This is a genomic window from Kitasatospora sp. NPDC048722 (assembly GCF_040650235.1).
In the GTDB taxonomy this organism is placed as follows: Bacteria; Actinomycetota; Actinomycetes; order Streptomycetales; family Streptomycetaceae; genus Kitasatospora.
On the sequence record NZ_JBEZGX010000033.1, the window covers coordinates 57,455 to 76,252 of the forward strand.

Sequence of the window (18,798 nt, forward strand, 5' to 3'; positions counted from 1 at the left end):
CTGTCGGTGATCCTTATGCGGACGGGGTGCGGAAGATCTTGGTGAAGCTGTCCAGGGTGCCTCCGTTGGCGGTGAAGCCGAGGTAGGCGGCGCCGGTGGCGGCGAGGCCGAGGAGGGCGCCGAGGTAGGTGCCGACGTCGGCGCCGGCATCGATGAAGGCGGACTGGCCGACGGGGACCGACGGGTAGGTGAGCCAGCGGAGCAGGACGATCACGGTGGCGATCGCCGCGAGCACGAGGCTGGTGGCGTGGCCCTGGCGGGCGGGGAGGCCGCGGCCGATGGCGGGGAGGGCGGCCACGATGCCGACGGCGACGAGGGCGACCATCGGGATCCAGGCGCCGGCGCCCACGTCCCAGGCGTTGCCGCTCGCCGCGTACTGGGTGAGGAGGCCCGTGGCGCCCGACTTCTCGGAAACGGTGTACCACGGGAGGAAGCTGTCGATGAACGCGATCACGCCGATGGCGGCGAGCGCTCCGGACTGGACGCTGATCTTGACGGGCTGCACGGGCCCAACCCTTCTCTGGTGGTGTTCGGTTGACGTTCTGGGGTCCTTGCCCGGGCACGACTCCGCACGGGCTCTGGTTGCCGTCGGTGAAGGAATCGGGCCCGACGAACCAGCTGCACCACGCGTAGTCCTCGGGCAGGATGAAGGTCTTCGTCTCGCCGCCGCTGGCGGGATGGAGGGGGGCTGTTCGCGGGTGGTGCTCACCGACCAGGTCCCCGTCGAGCCGGTCCGGTTCTGCGACGTCTGGGCGTCGACGTCCTCCAGCGCCGTGCCGACGTCCTTGACGTTCGTGTAGGTGTAGGAGGTCTCGCACGTCGGTGCGGGGTGGCTGCCTTGCCGGGCCCTGTTGCGGCCGACGAGCGGGGTGAGGGGCGCGACGGTCACGAGGAGCGGTGCCGAGGTCCTGCACGCCGTCGTGGGCCCGGCCCGTGCCCTGACGAGCGGGCCGCGGCGGCGCACAGTGCCACGGCGACCACCCCCGACCGCACGACCGGACCCTGGCGACCGTTCATGTGCCCGCCCTCCCGCTCGGGGACGGTCGCGATGGGGCCGTCGGTAGAACGGTAGAGCTCCGGTCGCGCCTCGGTGAGGGATATGCGAAGTCGTGGCACTGCCGCTTCGAAACCGTGACAGATGTCCGGATCCGCGGTGCGACCGGCCCGATTCGGACCGAGGTTTCGGTGATCTTCCTTATCCCCATCGTCGTGCGCGGGGCGAGGCCGGCGGCCCGTTCGAGCCGCGTCACCTCGTGCCCGTCGTCGTGGAAGCGGATGGCGCCGTCCAGGTCGCAGAGCAGGGCGTCGAACGCGAGGTCCGTCAGAGCTGGTGATCATGTCAAGCCCGGCCGGCCGGGCCCGGCCGGACCCGTGCTTCCACGAAGGAGGAGGGGGAGGTTTGGCGGGTGGGGCGGGGAGTCTTGTATCGTTCCTCGCGAATCATCCAGAGGGGTGGAGGGACCGGCCCTACGAAGCCCCGGCAACTCCCCGTTCGACCCGGCGTCCGAAGTACGCGCCGTGCCGTCCGGGATCAGTGCCAACTCCGGCCTGCCGCCAACGTGGCGCGGGAAAGATGAGGAGACACGGTGCTCTCTGTGCTGTCCTTCGCCCGGGCGCTTCCCGCCCCGGCCCTTCCGCGTACCCGTCTCGTGCCCGGCGCAGGCATTCGGCCGACTTCTCCGGCCCGTTCTCGCTGACCACCCCCCCGCTCCCCGCGGGGAGCCCCCGTGTGCCGAACCACCCGCCGGCCGCGGATTCGAGACTGGAGTACCCATCCATGGAGCTCACGAGCGGCGTCGGCGTGCTCGACAAGGCCACCGCGATCCTCGCCACCCTGGAGTCCGGCCCCACCACCCTGGCCGGACTCGCCGCCGCCACCGGCCTGGCGCGCCCCACCGCCCACCGGCTGGCCGTCGCGCTGGAACACCACCGGCTGGTCACCAGGGACCTGCAGGGCCGGTTCGTCCTGGGCCCCCGGCTCGCCGAGCTGTCGGCGGCGGCGGGGGAGGACCGGCTGCTGGCCGCCGCCGGGTCGGTGCTCGTGCACCTGCGCGACGTCACCGGCGAGAGCGCCCAGCTGTACCGCCGTCAGGGCGAGGTGCGGATCTGCGTGGCCGTCGCGGAGCGGCTCTCCGGCCTGCGTGACACGGTGCCGGTGGGGGTCACGCTCCCCATGAAGGTCGGCGCCGCAGCCCAGATCCTGCTCGCCTGGGAGGAGCCGGAGCGCCTCCACCGGGGGCTCCAGGGGGCGCGCTTCACGGCCACGGCCCTCAGCGGCGTACGGCGCCGGGGCTGGGCGCAGTCCATCGGCGAGCGCGAGCTCGGGGTCGCGTCCGTGTCGGCGCCGGTGCGCGGGCCGTCCAACCGGGTGGTGGCCGCGGTCACTGTCTCCGGCCCGATCGAACGGCTCACGCGGCACCCGGGCGCGCGCCTGTCCCAGGCCGTCATCGAGGCGGCGAACCACCTCACCGAGGCGCTGCGCCACCCGTGACCGGCCCGGCCCCGGGGCGGTCGACCCGGGGTCGGGGGCCAGGCTCAGGCCCCGGGCGCCGGTGTGAGGACCGCCGGCCGGGGAATGCGGCTGATCACCGAGCCGATCAGGGTGCCGATCGACACCCCGAAGACCGCCGAGACGGCCGCCAGCACCGACTGGGCGCCGTTGCCCACCTCGATCTGGGCGGTGTTCAGGAGGCCGAAGGAGCCCGGCACGACGATCCAGAACGCCGGCAGGTAGAGCACCTGCCAGAGCGGGCCGCCCGGCAGCCAGTGCACCAGGGTGGCGGCGACCGCTGCCGAGACCGCCCCGGCCAGGCCGCCGATCGCCGCGCCGTGCTCCGAGCTGATGACGACCTGGACGGTGACGCTCACCGCGATCACCGCGACGATCCACGGGACGGCGCCCGGCGGGGTGTTCACATTGATCACGACGCCCGCGACGGCGATCGCGAGGCCCAGCCCGATCACCCACCAACTCGGCTTGGCCACCTGGACGTTGGCCAGTGCCGAGGCGGGCATGCCGATCGCGGTGGCGGCCGCGGCCACCCCGGCGAGGAACAGCGCGAGCTGTACCGCGCCGGACACCAGCCGGGCCGTCCCGGCGCTGGCCGAGCCCGCGGCGATCTCCGACAGGCCGGTGACCAGCAGCCCGCCCGGCAGCAGGATCGCCAGCGTGGCGACAATCGTCCGCAGCGGGCCGTCCAGCAGCGAGGCCCGCGCGAGCGCCAGGACGAGCAGCGCGACGAGGAACCCGGCCGTGACGGGCAGCAGCGGCCGCAGGGACGGCAGCCGCCGCGCGAGCACGGTCAGCCCCGTGACGACCAGCGAGCCGGCCCCGGCGGCCAGCACGTTCGCCGCGGCCGGCTGCAGGAACATGCAGACCCCGACCCCGACCGGCAGCGCCCCGAGGTCCGCCACCCACGTCGGCCAACGGGCCTGCGCCCGGCGGATCGCGTCCAGCTCGGCGAGCGCCCGCGGCCCGTCGAGCCCGCCGGCGCGCAGCCGGTGCACCAGGTGGAGGACGTCGGCCGTCTGCTCGAAGCGGAGCGCGGCGCCGACGGGCCGGAACGCGGTGGCGTCGTCCGCGCCGAGCGAGACGAACAGCCCGTTGGTGAGGGCGGCGACCTGCACCTCGGGAGCCCCCAGTGCCCGCCCCAGGCCGTGGAGTTCCTCCTCGACGTCGTGGACGGGCAGACCACCGCCCAGGAGGGCGTCGCCCAGTTCGAGCAGGAGGCGGCGGAGCGGGTCGGGCGGGGCGGCGGTGCCCCGGACCGGGGGAGACGTGCTTGACATGGCACGTATCGTCCCATCCCGCCCGATTCGGTCCGACCGTGCCCTTCTTCCGGGCGCTCAGCCCCCGGCCAGCAGCCCGCGCACGTAGGCCGCCTGGCCGGCGTGCTGGAGGTCGTCGGAGATCACGCTGACCAGCCGCACCCCCAGGGTGACCGGAGGGTCCCAGGACTCGTCGACGATCCGCGCGAGGGACGGGCCGTTGAGCCTGCGCACGAAGTCGACCGTCCGGGCGTGGACGGCCTCGTGGTAGGCCAGGAGCAGCTCGGCGGTGGCGGTGACCTTGGCGACCTGGGCGGGCCGCTGCCCGTAGCCGGTGGCCGCCGCGGCGAACGGGAGGGCGTAGCGCTCCGCCCAGCCCTCCGCGGTCCACACCTGCTCGCGGTCGGCCGCGTCGGCGACGTGGTCGTCCTGGATCCTGGTGAGGTGCCAGACCAGCCAGGCGATCGAGTTGGCCGAGTCCCGCACCCGGAACGCGAGCTGCTCGGGGGAGAGGCCGTCGACGACGCCGGCGACCTCCTCCCGGATCCGGCCGAACGCGTCCACGAGAAGATCGGCGCTGGTCACACCCGTCACTGTCGCCTCCGGTCAGGGGTTCTGCGACACACCGGCGCGCCGCTCCGACGAGCATGTCCCGCGGCGGCCGTCCCAGCCACTCGGCGTCCCAGCCGCTCGGCGCCCCCGGCTGCCCCGGCACCGGAGGCCGTCACCGCCCGCGCAGTCGCCGCACCAGGTCGCGGGCGGCCTGCGGCCAGTCCGGGTGCTCGAAGGCGAAGCCCGCGTCCAGCAGTCTGGTCGGCACGACCCGGCGGCTCTTCAGCAGCAGCTCGGTCTCCGAGCGCAGCGCGAAAGCGCCGAGCTCGGCCATCCAGCGCGTGGCGGGCAGGGCGAGCGGCATGCCCCAGGCCGCCCGCAGATCGCGCATGAACTCGCGCTGGGGCAGCGGGTGCGGGGCGGCGAGGTTGACCGGGCCGGCGAGGTCGTCCCGGGTGACGAGGAATTCGACGGCGCGGACGAAGTCCCGCTCGTGGATCCAGGACACGTACTGCGCGCCGCCCGCGATCGGCCCGCCGGCGCCGAGCCGGGCCAGCCAGGAGAGCGAGTCGAACGCCCCGCCGCGCTCCGGCCCGAGGACGACTGCGGTGCGCAGCGCGAGTCGGCGGGTGTGCGGGGTGTCGGCCTCGGCCTGGGCGTCCTCCCAGGCGCGCGCGATGTCGATGCTGTACCGCCAGGACGCCGGGGCGTCGGGCTCGGCGCCGCCGATCACGCCGTCGAGTTCGTCGTTGGCCGCGTCGTGGCGGTGGGCGTAGACGGTCGCGGTGCTCATCTGGAGCCAGACGGCGGGCGGGCGGCGGGCGGTGGCGACGGCCCGGCCGATGGCCCGGGTGGAGAGCACCCGCGAGTCCATCATGGCCCGCCGGTTCTCCTCCGTGTAGCGGCAGTTGACGCTGCGCCCGGCGAGGTTGAGCACCACGTCGCTGCCGTCGACCTCCGTCGCCCAGGCCCCGAGGTGCTGCCCGTCCCACCAGACCTGGCGGGGCCCGGCGGGCCGGCGGCTGAGGACGACGACGCGGTGTCCGGCGGCGGTCAGGCGGCGGTCGAGCAGGGTGCCGAGCGCGCCGGAGCCTCCGGGAATGACGATCTTCATGAGTTCCCCCCTTCATCTCGGCTTCGAGCGTAGCGCCTCAATTGAACACGTTCAAATGTCCCGCCCCGCGCGATCGGTGGTTCATATCAGTTAGCCGGACCCGTATAGTCGGATCCGGCTAATAGAGATCGACCAGAGATGCGGTGGGCAGTCCGATGGCGAAGCGAAAGATCTCCAACACGCTGGCGCTGGCCGTGCTGGGCCTGCTGCAGGAGCAGCCGATGCACCCGTACGAAATGGCGTCCACCCTGCGGGAACGGCACAAGGACAGCAGCTTCAAGGTCAACTCCGGCTCGCTGTACGACACGGTCGAGTCGCTCGTGCGGCACGGCTGGATCGAGCCGGTCGAGACGGCGCGCGACGGCCGCCGCCCGGAGCGCACCGTGTACGCGGTCACCGGCCTGGGCCAGGACGAGTTCGTCCGCTGGATCGACGAACTGCTGCGCACGCCCGTCGCGGAGTACCCGAAGTTCATGGCCGCGGTGTCCTACCTCGGCGCGCTCGGTCCGCACGGGGCGGCGGAGGCGCTCGCCGAACGGGCGGAGCACCTGGCCCGGCGGATCGAGGAGACGGGCGCGGTGCTGGCCGACACGGTCGGCTCCGGCGGCGTCCCCCGGCTGTTCATGATCGAGGTCGAGTGCGCGCTGCACGCCTGGGAGGCCGAGCTGGCCTGGACGCGGCGGACGATCGCCGAGATCCGCGAGGGCAGCCTCGCCTGGCCCGGGGCCGAACGGACCGGGCAGGGCTGGACCTGGACCGACCCGACGGACGAGAAGGGAACCACCCGATGACCGAGGTGCTGATCGTGGGAGCCGGCCCGGCCGGGTTGTTGCTCGCGAGCGAACTGCGGCTCGCCGGCGTCGACACGGTCGTGCTCGAACGCCACCCGCGGCGGCCGGACTTCTGCCGCGGCTTCAACCTCAACGCCCGCGCCCTGGACCTGCTGGCCCGGCGCGGCCTCGCCGAACGGATGACCGCCGAGGGGTGGCCGGTCCCGCACGCCGCGTTCTCCGGCCTGCCCGTGACCCTCACCCTCGCGGGCGCCCACACCGACCACCCGTACTCGCTGGGCATCCCGCAGACCCGGGTCGAGGAGATCCTGGAGCAGCACGCTCTCGACCGGGGCGCCGACATCCGACGCGGCCACGAACTTCTCACGCTGGAACAGGACTTCGAGTCCGTCACCGCCACCGTCGCCGCGGACGGAGGCGAGTACCGCATCCGGGCCGCGTACCTGGTCGGGTGCGACGGCGGCCGCAGCACCGTCCGCAAACGGGCCGGCATCGACTTCCCCGGCACGGCGGCGACCCGCTTCTCCCTCCTCGGCGACGTCGAGCTCGCCGACCCGCAGGCGCTGCCGTTCGGCGTCACCACCGGCCCCGGCGGGAGCGTGTTCGCGATTCCCCGACCCGGCTACGTGCGAATCATCACCACCGACCGGCAGCCACCCGCCGACCAGGACACCCCGGTCACCCTCGACCTCCTGCGGACCGCCGTCGACGAGGCGCTCGGCCGCCACGTCGAACTGCGCGCCCCGCGCCGGCTGACCCGCTTCGGCAACGCCGCCCGGCAGGCGGCCGAGTACGTCCGGGGCAGGATCGTCCTCGCCGGGGACGCCGCGCACATCCACCCGCCGGCCGGCGCGGTCGGCGTCAACCTCGCCCTGGACGACGCGTTCAACCTCGGCTGGAAGCTCGCCGCCACCGTCCGCGGCACCGCGTCGGCACACCTGCTCGACAGCTACCACGCCGAACGCCACGCCGCCGGCGCGCACGTGCTGGCGAACACCCGTGCCCAGGTGCTGCTCGGCGAACCGGGCGAGCTCGGTGACCGGCTCGCCCCGCTGACCGACCTGCTCACCCGCGTCGCCCGCCACCCCGACGGAAACCGCGCCCTCGCCGAGACCGTCACCGGCCTGGACACCCGCTACGAGACGCTCCCCGACACCGGCCACCCCTGGCTGGGCCGCCTCGTCCCCGATCTCACCCTGACCACCGGCGACGGCCGCACCCGCCTCAGCGACCTGCTCGCCCCGGGGCGCGGCGTCCTGCTCGACCTGACGGGAGGAACGGACGTCCGCGCGGCGGCCGCTGGATGGGCGGACCGCGTGGACCTCGTCGTCGCGACCTGCCCCGACCACCCCGACCTCCGCGCCGTCCTCCTCCGCCCCGACGGCCACACCGCCTGGCTGCGCACCGTCGAGGACGAGGGCGAGACCGACGGGCTCCGGCAGGCGCTCCAGCACTGGTACGGAGCAGTCTGACGGCCGCACAGTCACGCGGCGGAGCCGATGTCGCGCTGTTCACCCGCCCGGAGCACGGCCATGATGGTGGCGTGACGAACAGCAAAGAGAACCACGTGAAGGTCCACTACCCGCTGGACGTGGACGAGAACGGCTGGCCGCCGGTGGGCGTCGAGAGCCTGTGGGCGGAGGATCTCGGCGACGGGACGGTCCGCGTCGCCAATGCCCCGTGGTTCGCGCAGGGCGTCGCGAGCGGGGACGTGGTCCGGGTCGAGGTCGACGACGACGGCGTGCGCTGGGCGGAGGAGACCGTCGACGCCTCGGACCACTGCACCATCCGGCTGATCGTGCTGCAGGACGGCGGCTCGGCCGAGGCTCGGAAGTCCGTGCTGGACGACTTCCAGCGGCTCGGCGCGGCCGGCGAGGGTGTCGAGCGGTTCGGGATGGTCGCCCTGGACGTCCCGCCCTCGGCCGACCTGCCGGGCATCCGCGCACTGCTGGAGCGCGGCGACGCGGAAGGCCGGTGGGACTGGGAGGAAGGCTGCGTCACCGCCGCCTGGGCCGCGCACGACGGCGCCGCCGACGACTGACCGCAGGGAACACGGCAGCGCCGTCGCCAACGCCGTCGCCCGCCGCATGGTCGCGCCCCCGCACCGCGGCGAGAACCTCAGCCACCACGTCGCCCGCCGCTGCGGCACGACCCCCAGGCCAACCGTCGCACCTTCGGAACCCCACCGGCCGACGGCTGACCCGAGGCGCTGTCGCCGGGCCGGGTGAGGTCCTCAGCCGCTGACGCCCAGTTGGGTCAGCAGCGTCTGGTTGTCCTCGATGTGCCAGTCCTCGACGATCCGGTCGGTGCCGACGTGCTGGATGTCGATGGCGTTGAAGTCGACGCTCCGGCCCGTCCCCCGGACGCCGTTGAAGGTGCCGGTGAAGTGGCCGCGGAAGACCAGCCTCGCGGTGATGCGGTCGCCGGCGACCAGGACGTCGGACAGCTCGCAGGTCAGGTCCGGCACGGCGGCGCGGAAGCTCCTCGACGCGAAGAGCGGGCCGGCCGGGCCCTGCGGGCGGCCCGCGGGCAGGGTGTTGTCCTTGAACTCCGGCGCGACCGCGGCGTCCAGGTACCTCCGCTGCCCGGTGTTCCAGAACGTGTACAACTGCTGGGCCAGGTGGACCTCCTGGGCCGCGCGCCGGGCTCCGATCGAGCGGTCCACGGTGAGCGACTTCGGCTGGACGAGGTCGGGTGAGCGGTCGATCAGGCGCTGCGGCCAGGTGGAGACGCCCGAAGGTGTGCGGCCGGAGGCGGCGGCGGTGGAGCCGCCGGCGAGGACGGCCACCGCCGCGGCGACGGCGGCGGTACGGATGAGGGTGTGTCGGTGCATGGTGCGCAGCTCCTCGAAGCGGTGGCGGGTCTCGGGTGGTCAGGCGAGGCGTCCGCCGCCGTCGACGTGCAGCACGGTGCCGGTGACGTACGGGTTGTCGACCGCGTAGAACACGGCCTTGACCAGGTCCTCCGTGCTGCCGACGCGGCGGGCCGGGTTGCGCTCGGCGACGCCCCGCAGGAACGCCTCCTTGTCGGAGCCGAGGCCGTCCCAGGAGCCGGTGTCGACGATGCCGGGCGAGACCGCGTTGACCCGGACCGGGGCGATCTCCACCGCCAGCGCCTGCACCAGGAAGGCCAGCGCGCCGTTGGTCGTGGCCATCACCGTGCGAGAGGGCGCGGGGCGCCAGGCGGCGACACCGGAGAAGAAGGTGAACGAGCCGTTCTCGGACACCTGCCCCGCCAGGTGCTTGGCGAGCAGCAGCGGGCCGATCACCTTGGCGGCGAACGCCCGCTGCACGTCCTCCAGCTGGAGGTCCTCAAGTGGGCCGTTGGCCGGCACCGCGGCGGTCGAGACCAGGTGGTCGAACCGGCCGACGGCGTCGGCGAATCCGGCGATGGACCGCTCGTCGGTGAGGTCGAGCGCGATCACCTCGGACGGCCCGGACAGCTCCCCGGCCGTCCACTCCAGCTTGCGCGGATCCGGCCCGGCCAGCACGACCGTGGCGCCGGCGGCCGATGCGGCCTTCGCCAGGGCCTGCCCGGTGCGCGAACCCGCGCCCACGACGACGAATCGCCGCCCCTGGAAGGAAGTGTCCTTGGACATGAGTGAACTCCTCTGATTCATAGGGGAATTGGCCGCCGCTTCGCATCTCCGCGCCGGCCGCACCACAACTCTCTCCCCGCCACCCACGATGAGTCCAAGGCTTGTTTTCTACCGCAGCCATAAGATCTCTTCATGACAATGCCGACGCTCAGGCAGCTCGAATACCTGGTCACCGTGGTCGACACCGGTTCCTTCACGCGCGCGGCCGAGCAGCTGCACGTCACCCAGCCCGCGCTGTCCCACCAGATCCGGGCCCTGGAGAGCACCCTCGGCGGCCCTCTCCTCGAACGCCTGCCTCGCTCGGTCCGCCTGACCCCGACCGGCCGTGCGGTGCTGCCGCACGCCCGCGCCGCACTGGCCGAGGCCGAACGCCTGAGCGCGACGGCCCGGCGCACCGCGGGCCTGGAGGAGGGCGAGCTGGAGGTCGCCGTCATCTACTCCGTCAGCCTCGGCATCCTGCCGCCCGTCCTGCGGGAATGGCGGCGACGGCACCCCGGTGTGCGCATCCGGCTGCGCGAGCACTCCCACGCCGACCGGCTCCAGGACGCCATGACGGCCGGCCGCGCCGACCTCGCCATCGGCCCCGTCCCACCCGGTTGGACCGGGCCGATCCGCGAACTCGGCGTCGAGGAGTTCACCGTCGTCCTGCCCGCCGACGACCCGCTGGCCGGCCGACCCGGCGGCACCGTCGCCCTCACCGAACTCGCCGACCGCGCCTGGGTGCACTACGCCCCCGACAACGGCCTCGCCGACCTGCTCGACCACGTCTGCGCCCAGGCGGGCTTCCGCCCCGAGGCGGCGGTCCGCGCCGAACAGACCTCGGCCGCACCCCTCCTCGCCGCCGCCGGCCTCGGCCCCGCCCTGGTCCCGGCGAACATCATCCCGCCCCACTTCGACGGCACCCTGCTGCGCCCCGACCCCCCGGTCCGCCGCACCCTCACCGCCTACACCCGCACCCGCCCCGACCCCCTCACCGTGGCCTTCACCGACCTCCTCGCCCGCCAGGCCCGGGTCGGCCCGGCCTAGAGTTCGAAGTCCTTCGCGATGCTGTCCCAGGGGAGACCGCGGAGCCCGGAACCGGCGTCGTCCGAGGGGACGCCGGGAGTCGCCTGGAACCACACGACCGTCAGCACGGAGTAATACGACACGGAACTCAGTCCGGGGTCGACCGGGCGGGAGCTGAACGACCCGACACACGTCACGGCCGGCAACAGCTCGACGGCCCCGAAACCGCCCGCCGGAAGGTCCGGCAACTCGCGGACCGGCTCGATCAGGTGCACCGGAACCGAGGGCCACTCGTCCGCAGCGCGCTTCAGCAACCGCTGCACCTTGAGATCGTTCAGCCGTCGGAACGGGTAGCCCTCCAGCATGCCGCCGTACGTCGACGACAGCCGCACGTCGGAGAGTTCGATCGAACGGCCGGAGGCGAGGGACAAGCGAGCCAGTGTCATGGCCCCCAACCTACCGACACACCTCGTCCCGCGTGCCGTCCGGCTGCAGCGGCGGAAAGCGCGGCCAGCTGACTGTCAGTGCCTCTCCGTAGTGTGGAACCAACGTCGGAGGGGCGCCGGAAAGGCGTCGGACGGGCGTTGGGAGAGGGGTAGGACCATGGCTGTGAACAGGATCAAGCACAAGGTCAACCACGTGTCGCTCGTGGTCGACAAGTCCGGTTCGATGCGGCAGCACGAGGGGCAACTCGTGCGGGTGGTGGACGAGTTCGTGAAGGGGCTCCAGGAGGAGTCGGACCGGCTCGGGCACGAGACGCGGATCAGCCTCTACGCGTTCGACCACCAGGTGCAGAACCTGGTCTGGGACATGGACGTCAAGCACCTGCCGTCGCTCAAGGGGCTCTACCAGGTCGACAACGGCGCGACGGCGCTGATCGAGGCGGCGGTGAAGTCCCTCGACGACCTGAAGAACATCTGGGAGGGGTACGGGGAGCACTCGTTCCTCCAGGTCGTCGTGACGGACGGCGAGGAGAACGCCTCCGGCTGCTCGGAGAGCGGGCAGATGCACATCCGCATGAACGCCACCAAGGGCGCCGCCGCCCTCCGCTCGTGGACGGACCGGATCCGGCAGGCGATGGACGACCTCCCGGACCACTGGACCTCGGCGATCCTGGTGCCGAACTCGCTGGCCAAGCGCACCGCCCAGGGGTACGGGTTCCCCGCCGGAAACATCGCGATCTGGGACGCGGACTCCAGCAAGGGCGTCGAGGAGGCCATCGGCACGGTCAAGTCGGCCGCCACGAGCTTCCTGCGCGGGCGTGAGCAGGGTGTGCGCGGCACGAAGAACCTGTTCACCATGGGCCAGGACCTGAGCACGGCCGACGTGAAGGCCAACCTCGACGCCCTGGACGCCGGCAGGTACACGCTGATCCCGGTCGACGAGCAGGTGCAGATCCGCGAGTTCGTCACCCGCTCCGGGCACGAGTACAAGACCGGCTGCGCCTTCTACGAGCTTTCCAAGCGCGAGAAGATCCAGGGCTCCAAGCAACTCGCCGTGGCGGAGAAGGACCCGGCCACCGGCAAGATGACGGGCCGGGTCTTCTCGGGCCCGGCGGCCCGTCAGCTCCTGGGCCTGCCGCAGTCGGAGGTCACGGTGAAGCCGGGGGAGAACCCGTCGTACACCGTGTTCGTCCAGTCGACGTCCGTCAACCGGAAGTTGGTGCCGGGCACCCGGCTGCTGGTCATCCGGTAGTCGGGCCGGGAGTCGCGTCCCCTCGGCGCATGCGGTGCGCGGTGCGCAGGCCCTGTTTGGCGGCGGTCGCGACCAGGCCGCCGAGAGTGGTCCTGGCGGGGTCGTGGGCTGCCAGGTGTTCCAGCACCGGCAGGGCGCGGTCGTCGGCGGTGGAGCCGAGGGCGCGGCAGGCCAGTGCGCGCAGGTCGGGATCGGGGTCGGTGGTGAGGGCGATCAGGCCGTCGACCACCGGCGGGCCGAAGGCGGCCACGGCCGCGGCGAGGTGCCCGGCCTTGGGGTTCCGGCGCTCCAGCACGGCCCGCCAGAGCGCGGCGAGTGCGTCGTCGCCGCCGATGTCGCCGAGGGCGCGGGCGGCCGCGGTGCGGACCAACCCGCTGTCGTCGTCCAGCCGGGTGGCGAGGGCGGGGACGGCCGTCCCGGCCCGGAGGAGGCCGAGTGCCTCGCAGGCGCCCTCGCGGGTCAGCGGGTCGGGGTGTTCAAGCAGGGCGGTGATCGGTTGAACGGCGCGCTGGAAGCCGAGTTCGGCACAGGCCAGCGCGGACCACCGCACCCCGCGGTGTCCGGTGTCGGCGAGTGCGCGCAGGAGGCCCGGTTCGAGGCTCGCGTCACCGAAGAGGGCGATCCGGTTGAGGGCCTTGGTCCAGACGGTGACATCCTGCGCGCGGTGGTCGGAGGCGACGTCGTGCAGGGTCGCGAGGGCCTGCGGGTGCCCGAGTTCGGCCCACTGCAGCAGCGCGTCGATCGCCCGCACGCGGGTCGTGCGGTTCCCGCGCAGTTCGGCCGCGTGGACGGTGACGAGGGAGGCAGGCCCGTCGGGCAGGTGGCCGAGCGCGTCCCCGAGCGCTCCGGCGAGCGGCGGTTCGAGCCCGCCCAGCCGCAGGGCCAGCGGGCCGACCCGCCAGCCGACGTCCGGGTCGTAGAGTGCGTCGCGGCACAGGTTGGCGGAGAGCTTGCCGACCGTACGGAACAACAGGAACGCACGGTCGGCGGGGTCGAGGACGTCGATCCGGCCGGACATCGCCGCGGTGACGGCGGCCTGCGGGCGACCGGTGGCCCGCAGGACCGCCTCCGCCCACACGAGCGGCTCGGCCTGCTGCTCGTACAGCAGGCGGCCCCACAGGCGGAGGACGGCGCTACGCTGGTCGGTCATCCCGTGATCGTTCCAGGTGAGGTGCTTCCCGGCCAACGGCTTTTCGTCGCGGTCGGCAGCGGGACTCCCGCACGGTGAGGTCACCCCGCGACGCCGCGTACCGGGAGTTCGACCCCGGTGGCCCCTCGCGGACGCCCGTGAGGGGCCACCGACAGGTCAGGCGTCGGCCGTCGCCCGGAGGGCGGTCGACAGGTCGCGGGCCTCGTGCTCGGTCATCCGGGGCGTCTCGTACGGCACCGCGTTGACCCAGCGCTGGGCCAGGCGTGCGATCCGCTCGCCGTAGCGTTCCGCGGTGATCAGGTCGCCGCGCGATCCGGCGTGCTCCGGGCCCAGGTCGGCGTGGCTCTGGCTCATCAGGCCGAGCCACGAGCCCAGCCGGTTGACGTCGTCGCGGGTGCCGCCGCTCCAGTTGTTGCCCGGCATGTCACCGACGCCGACCCACTGCATGCCCATCTGGGCGCCGAAGACCGCCAGTTGCTCCAGGACCGTCAGCTTGTCACCGCTCTGCGAGGCGGACATGGTGAACGCGCCGGCCAGCTTGTCCTTCCACCCCTGCGTCGTGAACGGGGTGAACGCCGCCTCCATGAACGCCTTGAACACCGCCGACACGCTGCCCATCAGCGTCGGGCTGCCGAAGACGATCGCGTCGGAGCGGTCGAGCAGCGCCATCACCTCCGGATCGCGCCAGCGGCCCGCCGTGACCTCCTCCGCGCGGATCTCGACGAGGTGCACCTGCGCGCCCGGCACCACCCGGGCTCCGTCCGCGAGGTGCTCGGCCAGCACCCTGGTGTGCCCGTGCACCGAGTGGTAGACCACGGTGACGGTGACGGTCGGTACATCGCGCTCACGGTCAACGCCATTGACTGCCATGACTGTTCACTACTTCCGTTCGTGGGGAAGCCCTGCTTGCCCCACCATCACAGCCTGCCCGCGGTACGGCATCAACGCCGAACTCCGGCATGCAGCGATCGGCTCCGCCGATCGATCGCGCTAGTCTGGTCCCGTGGACAGGATCGAACTCGAAGCATTCGTCGCGGTCGCGGAAGAACTCCACTTCGGCCGCGCCGCCGCACGCCTGCACCGCGGGCAGCCCACCGTCAGCGACGCCGTCCGGCGGCTGGAAAGTGCCCTGGGCGGCCGGCTGTTCCACCGCACCAGCCGACGGGTGGCCCTGACCGATCTCGGCGAAGCGCTGCTGCCCGACGCCCGGGCCACCCTCGCCCAGCTGCGCCGCTTCCAGCACCGCGGACGCGCCCTGGCCGCCGGCGACCGGGCCCGCACCACCCTCGTCGTCGCCCACGCCGAATACACCGGCCACCAGCTGCTGTTGCGCTGCCTGCCGCAACTGCGCGACCGGTTCCCCGACGTGACGATCGTGCCGGAGTGCATGCCGACCACGGCCCAGCTCACCGCCCTGCGCGCAGGGACGATCGGCCTGGGCATCGGCTGGGCGACCGGCGGCATCAACGGCGTCCGCGCGAGGGTTCTGTCCACCGAACGGTTCACGGCACTCGTCCCCGCCGCCCACCCCCTGGCCGGGCACGCCGAGCTGAGCGCGGCCGAGCTCTCCACCGCCGACCTGCTCACCTGGCCGCACCAGATCAACAGCGGCCTCTGCGACCGCCTCCTGGCCGCCTTCCAGATCGGCGGAGCCGACCTCCGCATCATCAGGACCGCCGACAGCGTGCAGGCCATCGCCGCCCACGTCGCGGCGGGTGCGGGCATCGGCATCACCGTCGAGTCCGCCCTCGACCACGAGCCCCCGGGCCTGCGCGTCATCCCCCTCACCGGCCCGTCGACGACCGTGGACCAGGTCGTCCTCACCCCCACCGACCCGACGGACACGGCGACAGCCCTGCGCGACCTGCTGCTCCACGCCTCGAAGGAACCGGCGCCCGCCGCTCATTGAGCCGTCGGTCCTTCGGGGGCGGTTCCCGGTGTCCGAGTCCCTGAACGGCGGGCCGGCCCGGGTTGACAACGGAGTGGCAGGCGGAGCAGGGTCGACCCCTGGCCGGGTCGACGTGGGAGAGTCCGATGGATCTCGAGGAACTGAGGCGTCAGGCGCTCCACGTCCACGACCTCTACAACGAGTTGAACCGCCGTGAGCGCGGCCGGACGTGGACGCGCAGCGACTTCATGCTCGGATTCGTCGGGGACGTCGGCGACCTGGCCAAGCTCGTCATGGCCGAGGAGGGCACGCGCGAGGTCCCCGGCGGCAGGCCGGCGCTGGAGCACGAACTCGCCGACTGCCTCTGGTCCGTGCTGATCCTCGCCCACCACTACGACGTGGACCTCGAAGCAGCCTTCCGCCGGACCATGTCCGACCTCGGCACGTCCATCGCCGGCAAGCTCGCCGCCACCGCCGAGACCGAGCAGACATCCTGACGCGACATCAGGTTCCGGTCGGCCAGGGCACCGTCGTCTCGGCCTGGGCGGTGTAGTCGGTGCCGGGGACGTCCCAGCCGTAGAGGCGGCCGACCTGGGCCCGGAACCAGGCGGTGTCGGCGAGTTCGGGCAGGGTGTCGGTGGCCGCGGCGGCCCAGTGCTCGTGGACGGCGGCCTGCACCTTGTCGTCCATCTCCCAGCCGTCGAGGCGGATCCGCTGCTGCTCGTCGAGCTGGAGCGGCGCCGCGCCGGTGAGCTGTTCCCACAGGGCGGTGGCCTGCTGCGCGGTGCTCTGGAAGCCGTCGCCGAGGACGGCGTGCAGCAGGCTGGTGTAGAGGGCGATGGACGGGATGGCGGTGGAGGCCTGGGTGACGGCTGCGCCGGCGACCACGGTGTGGGCTCGGCCGCCGAGCGGGGCGAGGTCCCGCTGGAGGCGGCGGGCGGTGTCCTCCAGGTGCTGCTTGGCCGCGCCGATGGTGCCGGCCCGGTAGATCGGCGCGGTGAGGTCGGAGCCGACGTAGGTCAGGGACACCGTGTGGAAGCCGTCCCGGACGAGGCCGCGGTCGATCAGGGCGTCGATCCACAGCTTCCAGTCGGCGCCGCCCATGACCTGCACGGTCGCGTCGCGTTCCGCGTCCGTGGCGGGCGCGAGTTCGAGCGAGCCGACGAGTGGGGTGTCGCCGTCGAACTGCAGGGTCTTGGCCCGGTAGGCGGAGCCCAGGGGCTTGATCACCGAGTGGTGGACCTCGCCGGTGCCGGGGTCGGTGCGGCGGGGCGCGGCGACGCTGTAGACGAGGTAGTCGACCTTGCCGTACCGGTCGGCGAGGTGGTCGAGCGCCTCCTCCTTGGCGGCGGCGGAGAAGGCGTCCGCGTTGAGGAAGGCGAAGTCGCCCTCCGGCCCGGAGAGCTCTGCCGCACGGGCCGTCCGGTACCAGCCTGCGGAGGCGGTGCGGCGTTCGGTCTCGGGGGCCTCGAAGGCGATGCCGAGCCCGCGCATGCCGTACGTGCGCAGCGCGGCGACGGTCGCGGCGAGGCCGTAACCGGCGCTGGAGCCGATGATCAGGGCGACGGGCCCGTCCGCGGTGGCGCGGTCGGCGGGTGCGGGGCCGACGGGTGCGGGGGCGCGCTCCCACAGCTCGTCGACGACGGCGGCGCAGCCCGCGGGGTGGGAGTTGAGGTAGAGGAAGCCACGGTTGCCGGGTTTGATCTCGCGGAGGGCCATCGGTGTCCTTCGTGCCTGGTGACGAGCGTGTTGCCTTCATCCTGTCGGGTGGGCGGGTGCGGGCATGTGGCGACATGCGCCAGGGTCCGCTCGCGAATCTTGTCGGAGCCGTCCCTACGCACGCGGCGCCTTCGTGGGCGACCGCAGCGACGGCCCGTCACCTGTGGATTCGGGTGAGGCGGTTCGCCGGAACGGCTATGCGCGGCTGATCGACTCCCCCTGGGCCGGGCGGGAGGCGGAATCGATCTGATGATCCGTCGGACTCGTCGAGCCGACGGAGGATCGCGGTGAGACGGAGCGATCCCGGGACGGGCCCGCGCCGTCACAGCTTGTCCTGGAAAGCGGCCTCGGCCACCAGGTTCGTCCCCGACCGCAGCAGCTCCTCGATGGAGCGGAAGAACGCCTCGAACGTCCGCAGGTCGAGGTCGTCGGCGGGATCGGTGCCGGCCGCGACCGTCCGCTCCTTGATCTCATCGTTCCGACTCAACGCAGACGGGCCGACGGTGGCGCTGTGGCCGGGCACGTGGGGCAGTACCATCCCAGGTCAAGACGTTGAACGAGGCATCCGGAGGGGCGTACCCATGTCGGCCGACGCATGGCCGGAGCTGTTGTCCGGCTCCGGGCCGTTGACCGGGCTCTACACCGAACTGCCGCCCCTGGAGGGCCTGGTGCTCCGGTCGGTGCAGCTGAACCCGCGCGGCGCCGGGGTGACCCTGCGGGTCGAGTTCCCGTGCTTTCCCGACCTCGCTCCGCTGGCCTGGACGGATGCGGGCTGTGACCGGTTCGAGGCGCAGATCGAGTTCACGGCGGTGGAGGAGGACCTGCGGATGCGGGGCCTGCCGGGCCGCACCGTGGTCGACGTCGAGCTGAGCCGGTACCTGCGGGACCGTGAGCGCCGGATCGCGGTCGGGGTGCGCGGGCCGGGGTTCTCGCTGGACTTCACCGCGCACGCCGCGCTCAAGGCTGGGCACCTCAACGCGTACTGCTCCGCTGAGGCGGAGCCGTACGCGGCGAAGCGGTGGTTCGTGAGCCCGGTCGACCGACGCCTGTACGGCAGCGTGCTGCCGCCCACGACCGCGAAGGTGTTCTATGGGTGACGACCGCGACTGGTCGGCGGAGTTGACGGATCCCGGGACGCTCCGCGAGGTCCTCGGCGCACCGCCGCCTCCGCTGAGCGACTACGGTCTGGAGTCCGTCCTGGTCGACGAGCGCGGGACGTCCGTCACGTTGAGGTTCTCCGCCTTCGCCGTCCCGGCCGGTGCCGCGGACCTGTGGCGGGAGCGCGGCCACAACGCGGTGGAGTTCGTGCTCGTCTGCCTCGGTGTGACGGAATTCGAGGTGGACGCGTGGTCGGGCCGGCCCACGACCCGCGCCACGCTCACGGGGAGGCGGGTCGTGCTCGGCGGGCGGGGCAAGCACGTGTCCTTCACGGCGGCCGAGATCCGTGCCGAGCCGCCGGTCGGACGGCTCTGGAGCCGGTACGAGTGACGTGCGGCGAGGACCGAGGGGCACACACCT

At 73.0% G+C, this 18,798-nt stretch carries 21 protein-coding genes and 1 riboswitch; of the genes, 10 read left to right on the forward strand and 11 right to left on the reverse strand.

What is annotated here, in order from left to right; translation table 11 throughout:
• Positions 1-13: 13 nt before the first annotated feature.
• Entirely contained in the window at positions 14-505 is a 492-nt protein-coding gene (locus tag AB0C76_RS23785; protein ID WP_359968877.1) for a hypothetical protein, read from the reverse strand.
• 932 nt (positions 506-1,437) lie between these two features.
• Positions 1,438-1,580: riboswitch (SAM riboswitch) on the forward strand.
• 197 nt (positions 1,581-1,777) lie between these two features.
• Here AB0C76_RS23785 and AB0C76_RS23790 point away from each other — a divergent pair.
• Positions 1,778-2,491 carry an IclR family transcriptional regulator gene (locus AB0C76_RS23790; RefSeq protein ID WP_329927727.1) on the forward strand — a complete coding sequence of 238 codons (714 nt, stop codon included), beginning with the start codon at positions 1,778-1,780 and terminating at the stop codon, positions 2,489-2,491.
• Between the two features lie 44 nt (positions 2,492-2,535).
• Here the strand turns inward: AB0C76_RS23790 and AB0C76_RS23795 are convergent, their stop codons facing one another.
• The 3 genes from AB0C76_RS23795 to AB0C76_RS23805 all read right to left on the reverse strand — a co-directional run bounded on the left by AB0C76_RS23795 (position 2,536) and on the right by AB0C76_RS23805 (position 5,434).
• Positions 2,536-3,789 carry a threonine/serine exporter family protein gene (locus AB0C76_RS23795; protein WP_359968880.1) on the reverse strand — a complete coding sequence of 418 codons (1,254 nt, stop codon included), beginning with the start codon at positions 3,787-3,789 and terminating at the stop codon, positions 2,536-2,538.
• Positions 3,790-3,846: 57 nt separating this feature from the next.
• Positions 3,847-4,353 carry a DUF664 domain-containing protein gene (locus AB0C76_RS23800; RefSeq protein WP_359968883.1) on the reverse strand — a complete coding sequence of 169 codons (507 nt, stop codon included), beginning with the start codon at positions 4,351-4,353 and terminating at the stop codon, positions 3,847-3,849.
• Positions 4,354-4,492: 139 nt separating this feature from the next.
• A complete protein-coding gene (locus tag AB0C76_RS23805) occupies positions 4,493-5,434 on the reverse strand; it encodes a TIGR01777 family oxidoreductase (protein ID WP_359968886.1) in 942 nt (313 codons plus the stop codon).
• A 155-nt stretch (positions 5,435-5,589) separates the two neighbouring features.
• Between AB0C76_RS23805 and AB0C76_RS23810 the strand changes: the two genes are divergently transcribed.
• The 3 genes from AB0C76_RS23810 (at position 5,590) to AB0C76_RS23820 (ending at position 8,266) form a co-directional block, all read left to right on the forward strand.
• Positions 5,590-6,225: a PadR family transcriptional regulator gene (locus AB0C76_RS23810; RefSeq protein ID WP_359968889.1), complete on the forward strand. Its 636-nt coding sequence runs from the start codon at positions 5,590-5,592 to the stop codon at positions 6,223-6,225.
• Entirely contained in the window at positions 6,222-7,697 is a 1,476-nt protein-coding gene (locus AB0C76_RS23815; protein ID WP_359968892.1) for an FAD-dependent monooxygenase, read from the forward strand. Before AB0C76_RS23810 ends, AB0C76_RS23815 begins: the two co-directional genes overlap by 4 nt.
• A 71-nt stretch (positions 7,698-7,768) precedes the next feature.
• Entirely contained in the window at positions 7,769-8,266 is a 498-nt protein-coding gene (locus tag AB0C76_RS23820; RefSeq protein ID WP_359968895.1) for a DUF4265 domain-containing protein, read from the forward strand.
• Between the two features lie 192 nt (positions 8,267-8,458).
• Here AB0C76_RS23820 and AB0C76_RS23825 read toward each other — a convergent pair whose 3' ends face one another.
• Entirely contained in the window at positions 8,459-9,058 is a 600-nt protein-coding gene (locus AB0C76_RS23825) for an ester cyclase (protein ID WP_359968898.1), read from the reverse strand.
• Positions 9,059-9,097: 39 nt separating this feature from the next.
• The gene (locus tag AB0C76_RS23830) at positions 9,098-9,823 is read right to left on the reverse strand and encodes an SDR family oxidoreductase (RefSeq protein WP_359968900.1); all 726 of its coding nucleotides are present in this window, start codon (positions 9,821-9,823) and stop codon (positions 9,098-9,100) included.
• Positions 9,824-9,955: 132 nt separating this feature from the next.
• Here AB0C76_RS23830 and AB0C76_RS23835 point away from each other — a divergent pair, with 132 nt between their 5' ends.
• Positions 9,956-10,849 carry a LysR family transcriptional regulator gene (locus AB0C76_RS23835; RefSeq protein WP_359968903.1) on the forward strand — a complete coding sequence of 298 codons (894 nt, stop codon included), beginning with the start codon at positions 9,956-9,958 and terminating at the stop codon, positions 10,847-10,849.
• Here AB0C76_RS23835 and AB0C76_RS23840 read toward each other — a convergent pair.
• Positions 10,846-11,274, reverse strand: coding sequence for a hypothetical protein (locus AB0C76_RS23840; protein ID WP_359968906.1), 429 nt, complete (start codon positions 11,272-11,274; stop codon positions 10,846-10,848). The two genes, AB0C76_RS23835 and AB0C76_RS23840, sit on opposite strands and share 4 nt — an antisense overlap.
• Before the next feature lie 157 nt (positions 11,275-11,431).
• On the opposite strand from AB0C76_RS23840, the gene AB0C76_RS23845 reads away from it, so the two are divergent.
• Positions 11,432-12,523 carry a vWA domain-containing protein gene (locus AB0C76_RS23845; RefSeq protein WP_359968909.1) on the forward strand — a complete coding sequence of 364 codons (1,092 nt, stop codon included), beginning with the start codon at positions 11,432-11,434 and terminating at the stop codon, positions 12,521-12,523.
• On the opposite strand, the gene AB0C76_RS23850 is transcribed toward AB0C76_RS23845, so the two are convergent.
• A complete protein-coding gene (locus tag AB0C76_RS23850) occupies positions 12,513-13,673 on the reverse strand; it encodes a HEAT repeat domain-containing protein (protein ID WP_359968912.1) in 1,161 nt (386 codons plus the stop codon). The genes AB0C76_RS23845 and AB0C76_RS23850 overlap by 11 nt on opposite strands.
• 156 nt (positions 13,674-13,829) lie before the next feature.
• Positions 13,830-14,543, reverse strand: coding sequence for a flavodoxin family protein (locus tag AB0C76_RS23855; RefSeq protein ID WP_359968915.1), 714 nt, complete (start codon positions 14,541-14,543; stop codon positions 13,830-13,832).
• A 133-nt stretch (positions 14,544-14,676) separates the two neighbouring features.
• On the opposite strand from AB0C76_RS23855, the gene AB0C76_RS23860 reads away from it, so the two are divergent.
• On the forward strand, positions 14,677-15,582 hold the full coding sequence (locus tag AB0C76_RS23860; RefSeq protein ID WP_359968917.1) for a LysR substrate-binding domain-containing protein: 906 nt from the start codon (positions 14,677-14,679) through the stop codon (positions 15,580-15,582).
• Positions 15,583-15,707: 125 nt separating this feature from the next.
• A complete protein-coding gene (locus tag AB0C76_RS23865) occupies positions 15,708-16,058 on the forward strand; it encodes a MazG nucleotide pyrophosphohydrolase domain-containing protein (RefSeq protein WP_359968920.1) in 351 nt (116 codons plus the stop codon).
• Positions 16,059-16,065: 7 nt separating this feature from the next.
• Here AB0C76_RS23865 and AB0C76_RS23870 read toward each other — a convergent pair whose 3' ends face one another.
• Both AB0C76_RS23870 and AB0C76_RS23875 read right to left on the reverse strand, forming a co-directional pair.
• Positions 16,066-17,280: an enoyl-[acyl-carrier-protein] reductase FabV gene (locus AB0C76_RS23870; protein ID WP_359968923.1), complete on the reverse strand. Its 1,215-nt coding sequence runs from the start codon at positions 17,278-17,280 to the stop codon at positions 16,066-16,068.
• A gap of 322 nt (positions 17,281-17,602) precedes the next feature.
• Entirely contained in the window at positions 17,603-17,767 is a 165-nt protein-coding gene (locus AB0C76_RS23875; protein WP_359968925.1) for a hypothetical protein, read from the reverse strand.
• 94 nt (positions 17,768-17,861) lie between these two features.
• Here AB0C76_RS23875 and AB0C76_RS23880 point away from each other — a divergent pair, with 94 nt between their 5' ends.
• Both AB0C76_RS23880 and AB0C76_RS23885 read left to right on the forward strand, forming a co-directional pair.
• Positions 17,862-18,377 carry an Imm50 family immunity protein gene (locus tag AB0C76_RS23880; protein ID WP_359968928.1) on the forward strand — a complete coding sequence of 172 codons (516 nt, stop codon included), beginning with the start codon at positions 17,862-17,864 and terminating at the stop codon, positions 18,375-18,377.
• Positions 18,370-18,768, forward strand: a complete 399-nt coding sequence (locus tag AB0C76_RS23885) for an Imm50 family immunity protein (protein WP_359968931.1) — start codon at positions 18,370-18,372, stop codon at positions 18,766-18,768. Before AB0C76_RS23880 ends, AB0C76_RS23885 begins: the two co-directional genes overlap by 8 nt.
• The last annotated feature ends 30 nt before the right edge of the window (positions 18,769-18,798 follow it).

Bases quoted from the DNA above. Each gene is read 5' to 3' on its own strand.
- AB0C76_RS23790 (WP_329927727.1), top strand. From the start codon at position 1,778: ATGGAGCTCACGAGCGGCGTCGGCGTGCTCGACAAGGCCACCGCGATC.
- AB0C76_RS23795 (WP_359968880.1), bottom strand. From the start codon at position 3,789: ATGTCAAGCACGTCTCCCCCGGTCCGGGGCACCGCCGCCCCGCCCGAC.
- AB0C76_RS23805 (WP_359968886.1), bottom strand. From the start codon at position 5,434: ATGAAGATCGTCATTCCCGGAGGCTCCGGCGCGCTCGGCACCCTGCTC.
- AB0C76_RS23810 (WP_359968889.1), top strand. From the start codon at position 5,590: ATGGCGAAGCGAAAGATCTCCAACACGCTGGCGCTGGCCGTGCTGGGC.
- AB0C76_RS23815 (WP_359968892.1), top strand. From the start codon at position 6,222: ATGACCGAGGTGCTGATCGTGGGAGCCGGCCCGGCCGGGTTGTTGCTC.
- AB0C76_RS23825 (WP_359968898.1), bottom strand. From the start codon at position 9,058: ATGCACCGACACACCCTCATCCGTACCGCCGCCGTCGCCGCGGCGGTG.
- AB0C76_RS23830 (WP_359968900.1), bottom strand. From the start codon at position 9,823: ATGTCCAAGGACACTTCCTTCCAGGGGCGGCGATTCGTCGTCGTGGGC.
- AB0C76_RS23835 (WP_359968903.1), top strand. From the start codon at position 9,956: ATGACAATGCCGACGCTCAGGCAGCTCGAATACCTGGTCACCGTGGTC.
- AB0C76_RS23840 (WP_359968906.1), bottom strand. From the start codon at position 11,274: ATGACACTGGCTCGCTTGTCCCTCGCCTCCGGCCGTTCGATCGAACTC.
- AB0C76_RS23845 (WP_359968909.1), top strand. From the start codon at position 11,432: ATGGCTGTGAACAGGATCAAGCACAAGGTCAACCACGTGTCGCTCGTG.
- AB0C76_RS23850 (WP_359968912.1), bottom strand. From the start codon at position 13,673: ATGACCGACCAGCGTAGCGCCGTCCTCCGCCTGTGGGGCCGCCTGCTG.
- AB0C76_RS23855 (WP_359968915.1), bottom strand. From the start codon at position 14,543: ATGGCAGTCAATGGCGTTGACCGTGAGCGCGATGTACCGACCGTCACC.
- AB0C76_RS23865 (WP_359968920.1), top strand. From the start codon at position 15,708: ATGGATCTCGAGGAACTGAGGCGTCAGGCGCTCCACGTCCACGACCTC.
- AB0C76_RS23870 (WP_359968923.1), bottom strand. From the start codon at position 17,280: ATGGCCCTCCGCGAGATCAAACCCGGCAACCGTGGCTTCCTCTACCTC.
- AB0C76_RS23880 (WP_359968928.1), top strand. From the start codon at position 17,862: ATGTCGGCCGACGCATGGCCGGAGCTGTTGTCCGGCTCCGGGCCGTTG.
- AB0C76_RS23885 (WP_359968931.1), top strand. From the start codon at position 18,370: ATGGGTGACGACCGCGACTGGTCGGCGGAGTTGACGGATCCCGGGACG.